Here is an 11,201-nt window from a genome sequence, read left to right as displayed (position 1 = left end):
AACAAAGTGGCTTAAACTTCACCAATAAGTTATCTCCTACTGATAGTTTTAACGTTTTTCACTACATGTACTTCTACAACGGGGCTGGGGTAGCTGCAGGAGACTTTAACAATGACGGCTTGATTGATTTGTTTTTTGCTTCAAGCCAACAAGAGAACAAATTGTTTTTGAATACCGGGGAGTTGCATTTTAAGGATGTAACAAAGCAGGCTAAAATTCCTAATGATGGGGGATGGAGCACGGGCGTTTCAGTCGTGGATATTAATAATGATGGTCTTCTGGACATATACATTTGCCGGGTTGGTAACTATGAAGTTTTAAAAAGTAATAACCAGTTTTTAATCTGTAAAGGGATCGGTAAAGATGGCATTCCTTACTATCAGGATTCTGCAAAAGCGTATGGCCTTGATTTTTCAGGGTTTAGTACCCAGGCAGCTTTTTTTGATTACGATATGGATGGGGACCTGGATATGTACTTACTGAATCATTCCATACATCAAAACGGAACTTTCGGTCCGCGGCAGACATTAATTAAAAAAACCAACCCGTTATCCGGAGATCGTATATATAGAAATGATAATGGCAAGTTTACTGATGCAACCGTTCAAACAGGTATTAACAGCTCTGTGATTGGCTATGGATTGGGTATTGCTGTTTCTGACATAAATCTTGATGGTTATCCGGACATATATATTGGCAACGATTTCCATGAGAACGATTACCTCTACATTAACCAACGCAACGGAACTTTTAAGGAAGAGCTCAATACCCTTACCATGCATACAAGCATGTACTCTATGGGCGTGGATATTGCCGATGTAAATAATGACGCATTTCCTGAAGTGATTACCATGGATATGCTACCCCGTGACCCTTACATTTTGAAAAGATCTGAGGGTGATGACCAGTATGATATTTACTATTATAAAATTCAGAATGGATACGGTTTTCAATACACAAAGAATAATCTGCAGCTAAACCGGAGGAATGGAATGTTTAGTGAAACAGGTTTGTATTCGGGTATATCAGCAACAGACTGGAGTTGGGCCGCCCTTTGGTTTGATTTTGATAACGATGGACTAAAAGACCTGTTCATTTCTAATGGTATTCCCAAGCGATTAAATGACATTGATTATATTAACTATATTTCCAGCAATGAAATGCAGGATAAAATCAAAGCTAATAACCTGGATAAGAAGGACATGGCTTTGATTGATAAGTTTCCACAAATAAAAATTCCCGACCAGTTTTTTAAAAATAGCGGGAACATGATTTTTAATGATGCAGATAAAAAGATTAGCGGCATACAACCTACCTATTCTAATGGAGCTGTATATGCGGATTTTGATAATGATGGAGACCTTGATATAGTTACAAATAATATAGATGATCCGGCCGTACTCTACGAAAATAAGTCCGCTGTAAAAAAAGATTATTCTTTTATAGAGGTAAAGCTGCAAGGGGATACTTCCAATATTAATGCTATTGGGGCGAAAGTAATTGTGTTTGCTGCCGATAGTACAATACGCACATATGAAAAATTTCCGGTTCATGGTTTCTTGTCCAGTATGGAAACCCCTCTGCATATCGGATTAGGTAATACCAAAGTTGATTCGATGCTTTTGGTTTGGCCTGATAATACTTATGAACATATTAACTGGCAAAAAGATACTGGTTCGATAACGAAAATGGCATACAAGGCTGGCTTTCCTGCATTTGATTATTCCGTTGTTACAAAAAAAATTAAAACAGGGTTAAAACCAGTCGTAGATGTTACCAACCAGGTAAACTTGCTGTATAGGCATGAAGAAAATCCTTTTGTAGAGTTTGATAGGGAACCTCTTATTCCTCATATGGTGTCCAGGGAGGGGCCTGCAGTTGCTACCGGAGACATGAATGGGGATGGTAGGGAAGACGTGTTTTTTGGTGCAGCCAAAAGATTAAAACCGGCTGTATTCATGCAAACTGTTAGCGGGCAGTTTCAAAAATCTTCACAACCTGATTTGGATAAAGACAGTTTGTATGAAGATGTAGATGCTGCCTGGGCAGATGTAAATAATGACGGTTTTACGGACTTGATTGTAGCAAGTGGCGGTAATGAGTATTACGGTCGGGATATCAACATGCAGCCTCGTGTTTACCTGAATAATGCCAACGGCCTGCTTACACGTCTTCCTAATGCGTTTGATAATATTTTTCTTACGGCGGCAAGTGTATCTCCGTACGACTTCAATGGCGATGGATACATAGACTTATTTATAGGTTCTAGGGCCGTACCTTTCAACTATGGGGCCATGCCACGTTCGTACTTATTGCAAAACGATGGCACAGGGAAGTTTAAAGATGTTACTGCACAGTATTCTAAAGATTTGCAAAAACCAGGATTTGTAAGCAACAGCCTTTGGTACGATATTGATAGGGATGGTGATAAAGACCTCTTACTGGCACTTGAATGGGATGGTATTTGTGCTTTTGTGAATCATGGGGGACAGTTTGTTAAACAGTATCTTACAGATAAAAAAGGGTGGTGGAATTTTGTTCTACCTTATGATATTGATAATGACGGAGATGTTGACCTTATTGCTGGTAACCTTGGCCTGAATAACCGTTTCAAGGTTTCTCCTGAAAAGCCTTTGAGGATGTATTACAATGATTTTGACAACAATGGTATAAAGGAACAGGTACTTACTTATTATCTTAATGACCGGGAAATTCCATTTGCCAATAAGGACGAGTTGCAAAAAAGAATGCCTGGGCTAAAGAAAAAGTTTTTATATGCTGAGGATTTTGCAAAAGCAACTCTTTACGACATTTTTCCTGAAGAAAAATTAAAGGCCGCATCTGTTTTTTCCGCAGATTACTTTTCCAACACCGTATTTATTAACCACGGAAATCTCAAATTTTCGGCCGTTCCTATGCCTTGGCAGGCCCAGCTTTCACCATTCAGGGATGCTGCTATCGTAAACGCGAATGGTGACTCACTTCCGGATGTATTTCTTGTTGGGAACTTTTATGAAAATAACATACAAATGGGCAGGTACGATGCTGACTTTGGAACTATACTTGTGAACAAAGGTGGTGGAAGATTTGATGCGGAATCACTTAATGGTCTTGTAATAAAAGGCCAGTCAAGGCATATTCGGACAATTGATATCGCTGGTAAACAATCTTTTATTATTGCAAGGAATAATGATAGTGCAATGGTAATTCAGTTGCACGATAAAGGTAAAAAATAGCCATTGGCATAGTATCTCCATTATACAATCGGCGCATAAATGCGGGTGATCCATTTTGAAGAATCAGGTTGCAGGCTCCTGTTTGTTTCAAGTGATTCAAACGGTATAACAGGCTGGGTTAATTGGTAGTCCTGCATAAAAATGCTCAATTGTTTATAAGCTTTCTGAATTTCGTTCTGACCACCTTTTACCTCAAGAATAAGTGTCTTGTCCTTTATGTTTGCCAATCTACTTGGAAATATTGTAGCATTACCTGGCAATTCTTTGTTTAATGGGATAGCAACAATTGTTTCATATCCTTGTTTGCTGCTTCTTACATTCATCATAGGATGATTGGTAATCTGTGCATCATTCGCTTTAGCATAGGTTTCTAAAAGGCTTATCATTCCATAGATAGTTTTTGTATCAGGATAATTAGTTGTTATCTTTTTTGTTGCTGCAAGGGTTGAATCTTTCAGGGTAGTGTATTCGATCGTATAACCATAAACGTTTTTTGTATTCTCCGTAAATACTTGCAAACTCAGAAACACTTTACTAAACTCTTTCTTCAACTTTTTTGCTTCGTTAAATTGAGACCATCTTTTAAAAGGGTTATTGCTACCTTTTACCGAGCACTTCCATTGAAGTTTAATAGTATGGTCAGGTAATGGAAGAATGTTAATAGACGATGAATATTTCACGGATCCTGTACTAATAATTACCGGGGCAGCATTGTAGAGTTTTCCCGAAACATTGTAGGTATAATTCCCATGGGTTATACAATTGTTATACACTAGTGAAGAACCTGGCAACCATTCTTGCCATACTTTGGTTTCGCTAATATGCCTGAATACTGCCGGGGCACTGCATTTAATGTTGCGTGCTTCAACAACTAAAATTTCTGACGGAATAAAAACGTACACACACACCACTACCGCAATCACCCCCACCCCCAATATTCCTGCAATCCATTTCTTCATATAGCCATTAATTATAAGCAGGCAAATTTGCAGATATTAAGGCATAAAAAAATGAGTGGCTGCAAATCTTAAGAGATTTTAAGGTAACCCTTATTGGTCAAGGCACCTCACCATCAGGTAAAAGGTGGTAAATACAAAACCCAGTAATAAAATGCCAACTGTTATAGCCCTTTTCTTACTAAAGTTCTCCTGGTGGGTATCGTAAGTGTCGCCCAGTTTTTTCACAATTGTCTTCATAAAATATACTGTTAGGTATATCAAAATCATCCCAAAAAAATGCCAAACCCCGTACCGGTAATAACAACAGACTTTCGGTTGTATTTGTGTGGAAATCGTGCAACAGACGTAACCAAAACAAAAAAGCCGTGGAGGCCGCAGCCAAACACAGCTTTTTAATCCTTAAACAAAAACCTACATTTTTAGCCAGGCGTTCCTAACCAGTAACTGTTCGGCGGTAGGGTTCGGCGTAAACGTTAATACATTTTGCTTAATTACAGGCACTTTGGTCATTGGCGCTTTAAGTATAACCTGTTCTTCTTTATCGCCATTCTTGCGGACAACGGTAATAGCCAGTTCATCACCGGCTTTGGCTGTGGCGTATAGTTGCTGCACTGTGTTGCCAAAGGTCGAAAATCCAGCCTCTTTACCATTCAGTGCAACAATTTCATCATTTGGGTGGTAGCCAAGCGTTCTGCCCACAATATTCATCCCGGTAGTGTCCTGTATCTTCAGCCTGGCCGTAGCAGGGTTAAAGCCCATACCCACATTGCCCATGCTAAAGGCGCTGTCTTTGGTTTCCATTTCAGCTTTGTAATCTACACCAACCAGTTGCAGCACCTCCTGTAGCGGCAAAGGCCTATTGCCGGCCACATAGGTATCCAGGAACTGCCTTATTTCAGGATAAGTAAACTTTTCAATATCATCGAAAAAAGCACTGTCTTTAAAGCCCTTGTTAATGCCGTATTTGCCGGACAGGTCTCGCACAAGGTTCATAATGCCGTACTTGCCTTGCGACAATTGCAGCAGTTTAATATCCAGGCAAAGGTTAATCAGTGCCCCTTTTTGGTATACGTTGCCAAACTGCCGCTTGTGTTTGCCCAGTACCTCGCTGCTCATAACTGTAAAAGGCAGTGTATCGTTATAAGCCTTGCGGGAATTGGTTATTTTTTTGCTGAATGAGTTCAGCAGGTCTTCATGCGAAAAAATGCCATACTTACCCTGCACCATTTGGGCATGGTATTCTGTAGAGCCCTCATAAAACCACAGGTGCTCACTCATTTTGGGTGCATTAAAATCAAAGTATTGAATCTCGTCAGAGTGTATGGTCAAAGGTGTTATGATATGAAAAAATTCATGGGCCGAAGCGTCTTTAAAAAATGGCAGTACTTTTTCTGGCTCGGCTTCAACAAAATAGTAAAGAGAAGAGTAGGAGTGTTCCAGTGCACCCTGGCCGCCGGAGTAACCCGGTTTATCGTCAAAGTACATAATAAAGGCATATTTGTCAACCGGAAGTTTGCCTCCAAAATATTTACCCTGTGCCTGTAGCAGCGTGTCCAGCTTTTGTGCAAGAAATTTAGAATTCAGTTTTTTATTCGGCGAGTACACCGATATCAGTACATCCGTATTAGCCACTTTAATAACAGTGGTGTCCGGTATGCTGTACATCACCGGGTTGTCAACAATCCTGTTATAAGTTTCGGTAACAAACCTGTCGCTCACAGGGCTGTTGTCAACATCGGTAAGCGCCGTGCTGCCATATATGTTGGCGGGGTGCAAAACAGTTACTTCATAAGGCACCTGTTTCATATCGTCAAAATAACCCAAAAAGCAATGGTTGTTTATTACATAGTTGGTGTCTTTCTGAATGTTGCTGCCCGCCGGTTCAAAAATCACCTGTTTGGTAACGCTGTCATCAAAAGAGTCGTTTACAAAATAGCTAAGTTTATACAGTTGGTTAGCGTTGCTTATCGTCCAGCTATTAACATCGCTTTTGTTCACGGCCAGTTCCTTGCCTTTTTTATCAAAAGCCTTAAACTGTTCAATGTAACGGCCATAGTCGTCTTCAGAGTAAGTGCCGGGTATTATTTTAGGCAGGTGGTAAGTAATGTTGGCTGTGGTAATTGATGGCGTAAGCAGTTCCACAAAAACTTTGTCATCCTTTACGTTGGTTAAGTTAATAGTAAACCTGTAAGGTTTCTGTTTGTTTGCTGTACGGGCTTGTACCTGGCACAGTAAAGCAAAAACCGCCAAGAGGGCCATACATGTTTTCTTAAGCATAAACTTTTTTTGATTTCTTATAATTGGCTATAGCCGCGCATATTACTTAATAAAAATCTTATAAAATTAATAAATGTACCAGCCGCGGTTATTAATTGATTAGTGGTATATAAGCAGGGCGCCTGCCGAAGGCACCGGGCTATCCGCTATTACTCCGCCACAAAGCCCCGGCTGCCAAGGCCTCAGCGGGGTAACCGCTTCTATCCCTGGCGCGATGGTGCAGCAGCGTAGTTTTCCTTCAATTTTCCTGTATGGCAGTAACAGGATGCAAAACCGGCTCCGGCAATGCTTTAATGGCATCAGCATAACAATATGTTACACATTTATCCTATTGGCTATGTAAACGCCCAGGTAGCTGCATATTGCAGCTATCTTTTATATTTGTATTATGTCTCAGGCCACACATATCAAAGACGCTTTAAAAAAGATTAAGCCTTTCCTGGTAAGCAAGTACCATATCAACTCAATTGGCTTGTTTGGATCTGTGGTACGCGACGACTATTCACCTGCTTCAAGCGATGTAGATATTGTAGTTGATTTTTCAAAACCTATTGGAATAGAATTTATAGACCTGGCCGATTATATTGAAAAAGCGCTTAACAAAAAAGTTGATCTTGTATCACGAAAAGGGATAAAAGCAAAATACCTGGCTCAAATAGAACCGGAAATCATTTATGTCTAAAAGACAACCTCGCCTTCTTGTTGAAGATATAGTCGAAAGTGGCAATAAAATATTGAGCTATACAGACGGCTTATCGTTCAACGAGTTTATAGAAAATAGTATAACATTTACAGTGTAAAATTGTGCAATAGCCCAAAGGGCTAAATGTGAATAGCCCCGGATAAAATCCGGGGTTAGCATTTGATGATAGCTCCAACCCTGAAGGGGTTGAACAATGCTTTTGCCTCTTTTTATCCTGCTTGCAGTATAAGCTACACAGCCGCCTTATCTTTTAAAGAGTTTATGGCAGATGCTAAAACCGTTGATGCAGTAAAGAAATAATGGAATAACTACAAGATGTAAGACTGTCAAAAAAATGTAATGATGAAGAGGTATCAGATTTTTAAACTGCTGTTTTTATTAAGCTTCATTCCTTTCGCCTGCCTGGCGCCTAAAGGGAGTAAAGAACTTACATTGGATGAATTAAATGAATTAAAGGTAATTAAGCTTCCACTGGGTGAGTTGCTGGAAAACAAAGCCCTTTATCATGGGCAATACATACAAACGGAAGGTTATTTTGAATCCTGCTTTGAACGGTCTGCACTTTACTACAACCATCAGGTGAAATTGGGTGACACGATAATTGAAGTGAAGGCCCGGCCTGAACTCTGGGTTAGGTTCAATTATCGTATTTCCCTTTCTTCTGCCGGGTTAGACAGTTTGCGAAACAGGTTGGTTGAAGTTAAAGGATTCTTTGACACAACTGGAAAAGGCCATTTGAATTACTACGAAGCAGAACTAAAAAACATATACTCAATTAGGCCGGTTGGTATGCACCCACAGGCTGATTCTTTATTATAGCACCTATTTGCCCCTTCCCCCACACCAACTATCTTAGCCCCATGTTACCATACAGCGATGAATATTTTATGCAGCAGGCTTTAAAGGAGGCCCGTTATGCTTTCGAAGAAGAAGAAGTGCCCATTGGCGCCGTGGTAGTCATCAACAACAAACTAATTGCCCGTGGCCATAACCAGGTAGAAAGGCTTAACGATAGTACCGCGCATGCCGAAATCATCGCACTTACTTCCGCATTTAACCACCTGGGCGCCAAGTACCTGCCCGATGCTACCTTGTATGTTACCGTGGAGCCATGCCTTATGTGCTGCGGGGCATTGTACTGGAGCAAGATTGGCCGCATTGTGTATGGCGCACCGGATGAAAAGAACGGCTACCGCCACATCACCAAAGAAAACTGGCCATTTCATCCCAAAACAGAATTGTCAGGCGGCGTAATGGCAGATGAATGCGCCGCGTTAATGAAGGAGTTTTTCAGGCTGCGCAGGTAGTGTTGCCACAGCAACACGGAAGTTTTTTTGGAGAACATTTTTGTGCCCCTCTTTTGGAGAACTTGTTTCCAATCTTTCAGGACGGTTGGGGTATGGTTGCGATGCACCTCAGCCTGCGTATAAATAACTACGTTGCGTCACCCCCGCGCCAGGGATTGAAGCGGATACCCCGCTGAGGCCTTTGCAGCCGGGGCTTTGTGGCGGAGTAATAGCAAAACCGAGAAAAAGCAACTAAATGTTGCTTTGACGAAGGTTGCGAACGTAGTTCTGCCCTTTGCCTTTGGCAGGCACCCTGAATTGTTTTCTTATTTTCTTCTAATCAATAAGCTGTACCCCCGCAAACACAAATTCTTTCGATTTAGGAAACAAATCATACAGACTTGTTGGCACTATTAGCGTTATGGCAATAAATTTGTGACCTTTCGGAACTAATACAAACAATTTAAACTTACAACTATGGCATTTACACTACCGGCGCTGCCTTATGCCCACGAGGCGCTTGAGCCTTACATAGACGCGCAGACCATGCAAATTCACCACGGAAAACACCACCAGGCGTATGTTGACAATTTGAATAAAGCTATTGCAGGTACCGATAACGAAGGCAAAAGCCTGGAAGAATTGGTTGCCAGTGCGGGCAAAATTTCCCCGGCCGTGCGTAACAATGGCGGTGGCCACTGGAACCATTCCTTTTTTTGGGAAATAATTGGCCCTGGCGCAGGCGGCGCCCCAACAGGCGAACTGGCTGAAGCCATCAACAGCGCTTTTGGCTCTTTTGATGAGTTTAAAACAAAATTCAATGCGGCAGGCACTACGCGTTTCGGCAGTGGCTGGGCATGGCTGATTGTAAAAGACGGTAAGCTGGAAGTTACTTCAACCCCCAACCAGGATAACCCGCTGATGGATGTTGCTGAAGTAAAAGGCACACCCATACTGGGGGTGGATGTTTGGGAACATGCTTACTACCTGAAGTACCAGAACAAAAGGCCTGATTACCTGGCCGCCATCTGGAATGTAATTAACTGGGCAAAAGTTGCTGAATTGTACGCTGCTGCTAAATAGTTGCCATAACCGGCTGAGGCAAAAATTTCAGTGCGGTTTTTCAGTAATGATATTTTACCTTCAATCCCGCCCCTTTATAAAGAGGGCGGGATTTCATTTTTTAAACCAGCAATATGAAAAGAATTATTTTCTCTGTTACCTGTGTTATTATGCTTGCCTCGTGCAGCACTAATATCAAGAAAGTTTTGATACTCTCAAGGGGTAAAGCTACCGTTGACCTGGAAGAGAAGACCATTAATGTAGATGCCAGTACCGGCCATGAAGAACAAACCATAGAGTTTAATACGGCCGAAAAAGTTAGCCTCAAGGTAAAATCCCAGGCAGGAGAAGCCACTATAGAAATACCTGAGAATGGTTTTTATGTAATTAACCTGAAGGCTGATACCACCCTGGGCAGCTACCAGAACTACGGCTCTGTGGAAGGCCGCAAAACATCGTTTACCCAGGAAGATGTTAAGCAGCAACTTGACTCGCTGAAGCAGTTTGTAGCCAACCAAAATGTAAGCACGGCTAAACGCAATTTTTACCTGCTGCCCAATACCGGTGTAAAGATTACAGATAATTTAGATGCATTTGTGGTAGGGCCCTATCACCAAATGACTTCCCTGGCTAAAGAAGAGGGAAAAACGCCTGAAGTGTACCGCTTTTACAGTATTAAAGAGGTGCGTGAAAAAATTGAAAAAGCTGAGGCGCTGACAGGGGCTAAAAAAGCGGAAGAAGAAAAGAAGAAGTAAGTTTTTCTATCCCTCCCCTGTGGGGAGGTTGGGAGGGGGCACCGGGTCGTACCCGCTGCCGCCGCCCGGCCGGCAACGGCTGATGCGTTTAACAGCCAGCCAGCCGCCTTTTAAAAGGCCATGCTTTTTTAAAGCCTCGGCGGCATAATGTGAGCAGGTGGGCGTAAACCGGCACTTAGGGCCCAATACCGGGGATACAATCAACTGGTAAATGCGTATCAGCAGTAAAAAAGGATAACTAAGTATTTTCAGCAGCCACTTCATGCAGTTCTTTTATTAAGCGTTGAATAACCAGTTGCATTTTGCTTTGCAGCAGCGCCTGTTGTGGCATAACCTTATCAATATACAAAATAAAAAAAGCCAATTGCAGGTTATTACCAGCCTGCACCTGGTGCAAAGGCTGCTTGTTAAGGCGGTATACCTCCCGCAGCAACCGCTTGATGCGGTTGCGCTCTACGGCTTTTTTAAAGCTGCGGGATGAAGCGCCTACCCCCGCTTTAACAGCATAACCCAGCGGCTGTTGGGCAACGGTATAAAAAACTTTCAAAGGAAAAACTACAAAACTTTTTCCGCTGCCAAATACCTGTTGTACCAGCTTGCGGCCCTTTAATTTTTCTTCCTTTGGGTAAGCATTTGCTTTCATTGTATTTCCAAAACTAAAAAGCCCCAATATTTGGGGCTTTGCTATTATTTCTCCTGCGGCATTAGCCGGAGTATTATTTTAATTTTCTTTCGTCAGAAACGGTAAGCTTGTGACGGCCTTTCGCCCTGCGGCTGGCTAAAACTTTGCGGCCATTGGCAGTCTCCATGCGTTTGCGGAAACCGTGAACGCTTTTGCGGCGGCGATTATGTGGCTGAAATGTACGTTTCATTGTATTGCTTTTTTACTAACCTAAATTTATTTTTCAACTTACAGGTTACAG

Annotated in this window: 12 protein-coding genes; 6 read left to right on the top strand and 6 right to left on the bottom strand. The window is 41.8% G+C overall.

Annotation, left to right across the window (positions count from 1 at the left end; all coding sequences use genetic code 11):
• Window positions 1-65: 65 nt before the first annotated feature.
• Window positions 66-3,236, top strand: a complete 3,171-nt coding sequence (locus tag F0364_RS25220) for a VCBS repeat-containing protein (RefSeq protein ID WP_235921263.1) — start codon at window positions 66-68, stop codon at window positions 3,234-3,236.
• Window positions 3,237-3,256: 20 nt separating this feature from the next.
• Here the strand turns inward: F0364_RS25220 and F0364_RS25215 are convergent, their stop codons facing one another.
• The 3 genes from F0364_RS25215 to F0364_RS25205 form a co-directional block, all read right to left on the bottom strand.
• Window positions 3,257-4,195 carry a GyrI-like domain-containing protein gene (locus F0364_RS25215; RefSeq protein WP_153800596.1) on the bottom strand — a complete coding sequence of 313 codons (939 nt, stop codon included), beginning with the start codon at window positions 4,193-4,195 and terminating at the stop codon, window positions 3,257-3,259.
• A 90-nt stretch (window positions 4,196-4,285) separates the two neighbouring features.
• Window positions 4,286-4,432 carry a hypothetical protein gene (locus F0364_RS25210; protein ID WP_153800595.1) on the bottom strand — a complete coding sequence of 49 codons (147 nt, stop codon included), beginning with the start codon at window positions 4,430-4,432 and terminating at the stop codon, window positions 4,286-4,288.
• A gap of 174 nt (window positions 4,433-4,606) precedes the next feature.
• The gene (locus F0364_RS25205; RefSeq protein ID WP_153800594.1) at window positions 4,607-6,472 is read right to left on the bottom strand and encodes a M61 family metallopeptidase; all 1,866 of its coding nucleotides are present in this window, start codon (window positions 6,470-6,472) and stop codon (window positions 4,607-4,609) included.
• A 388-nt stretch (window positions 6,473-6,860) separates the two neighbouring features.
• Here F0364_RS25205 and F0364_RS25200 point away from each other — a divergent pair, with 388 nt between their 5' ends.
• The 5 genes from F0364_RS25200 to F0364_RS25180 all read left to right on the top strand — a co-directional run bounded on the left by F0364_RS25200 (window position 6,861) and on the right by F0364_RS25180 (window position 10,278).
• Window positions 6,861-7,154 (top strand): nucleotidyltransferase family protein, encoded by a 294-nt coding sequence (locus tag F0364_RS25200; RefSeq protein ID WP_153800593.1) that lies wholly within the window; start codon window positions 6,861-6,863, stop codon window positions 7,152-7,154.
• A gap of 360 nt (window positions 7,155-7,514) precedes the next feature.
• The gene (locus tag F0364_RS25195; RefSeq protein WP_153800592.1) at window positions 7,515-7,994 is read left to right on the top strand and encodes a hypothetical protein; all 480 of its coding nucleotides are present in this window, start codon (window positions 7,515-7,517) and stop codon (window positions 7,992-7,994) included.
• A 41-nt stretch (window positions 7,995-8,035) separates the two neighbouring features.
• On the top strand, window positions 8,036-8,482 hold the full coding sequence (locus F0364_RS25190; RefSeq protein WP_153800591.1) for a nucleoside deaminase: 447 nt from the start codon (window positions 8,036-8,038) through the stop codon (window positions 8,480-8,482).
• 456 nt (window positions 8,483-8,938) lie between these two features.
• The gene (locus F0364_RS25185) at window positions 8,939-9,544 is read left to right on the top strand and encodes a superoxide dismutase (protein WP_153800590.1); all 606 of its coding nucleotides are present in this window, start codon (window positions 8,939-8,941) and stop codon (window positions 9,542-9,544) included.
• 113 nt (window positions 9,545-9,657) lie between these two features.
• The gene (locus F0364_RS25180; protein ID WP_153800589.1) at window positions 9,658-10,278 is read left to right on the top strand and encodes a hypothetical protein; all 621 of its coding nucleotides are present in this window, start codon (window positions 9,658-9,660) and stop codon (window positions 10,276-10,278) included.
• 6 nt (window positions 10,279-10,284) lie between these two features.
• On the opposite strand, the gene yidD is transcribed toward F0364_RS25180, so the two are convergent.
• The 3 genes from yidD to rpmH form a co-directional block, all read right to left on the bottom strand.
• Complete coding sequence (gene yidD / locus F0364_RS25175) at window positions 10,285-10,542, bottom strand: membrane protein insertion efficiency factor YidD (RefSeq protein WP_207632876.1); 258 nt, start codon at window positions 10,540-10,542, stop codon at window positions 10,285-10,287.
• Window positions 10,517-10,921, bottom strand: coding sequence for a ribonuclease P protein component (locus F0364_RS25170; RefSeq protein WP_153800588.1), 405 nt, complete (start codon window positions 10,919-10,921; stop codon window positions 10,517-10,519). The genes yidD and F0364_RS25170 overlap by 26 nt, the downstream gene beginning before the upstream one ends.
• Window positions 10,922-10,994: 73 nt before the next feature.
• Window positions 10,995-11,150: a 50S ribosomal protein L34 gene (gene rpmH, locus F0364_RS25165; RefSeq protein WP_153800587.1), complete on the bottom strand. Its 156-nt coding sequence runs from the start codon at window positions 11,148-11,150 to the stop codon at window positions 10,995-10,997.
• Window positions 11,151-11,201 lie beyond the last annotated feature (51 nt).

The organism is Foetidibacter luteolus (assembly GCF_009650435.1).
GTDB classification, from domain to species: Bacteria; Bacteroidota; Bacteroidia; order Chitinophagales; family Chitinophagaceae; genus Foetidibacter; species Foetidibacter luteolus.
Note: the sequence above shows the minus strand (reverse complement) of the source record. Positions and strands in the feature narration are given on the sequence as shown.

Coding starts and splice junctions, on each gene's coding strand:
- F0364_RS25220 (WP_235921263.1), top strand. CDS start 66: ATGTACTTCTACAACGGGGCTGGGGTAGCTGCAGGAGACTTTAACAAT.
- F0364_RS25215 (WP_153800596.1), bottom strand. CDS start 4,195: ATGAAGAAATGGATTGCAGGAATATTGGGGGTGGGGGTGATTGCGGTA.
- F0364_RS25210 (WP_153800595.1), bottom strand. CDS start 4,432: ATGAAGACAATTGTGAAAAAACTGGGCGACACTTACGATACCCACCAG.
- F0364_RS25205 (WP_153800594.1), bottom strand. CDS start 6,472: ATGCTTAAGAAAACATGTATGGCCCTCTTGGCGGTTTTTGCTTTACTG.
- F0364_RS25200 (WP_153800593.1), top strand. CDS start 6,861: ATGTCTCAGGCCACACATATCAAAGACGCTTTAAAAAAGATTAAGCCT.
- F0364_RS25195 (WP_153800592.1), top strand. CDS start 7,515: ATGATGAAGAGGTATCAGATTTTTAAACTGCTGTTTTTATTAAGCTTC.
- F0364_RS25190 (WP_153800591.1), top strand. CDS start 8,036: ATGTTACCATACAGCGATGAATATTTTATGCAGCAGGCTTTAAAGGAG.
- F0364_RS25185 (WP_153800590.1), top strand. CDS start 8,939: ATGGCATTTACACTACCGGCGCTGCCTTATGCCCACGAGGCGCTTGAG.
- F0364_RS25180 (WP_153800589.1), top strand. CDS start 9,658: ATGAAAAGAATTATTTTCTCTGTTACCTGTGTTATTATGCTTGCCTCG.
- yidD (WP_207632876.1), bottom strand. CDS start 10,542: ATGAAGTGGCTGCTGAAAATACTTAGTTATCCTTTTTTACTGCTGATA.
- F0364_RS25170 (WP_153800588.1), bottom strand. CDS start 10,921: ATGAAAGCAAATGCTTACCCAAAGGAAGAAAAATTAAAGGGCCGCAAG.
- rpmH (WP_153800587.1), bottom strand. CDS start 11,150: ATGAAACGTACATTTCAGCCACATAATCGCCGCCGCAAAAGCGTTCAC.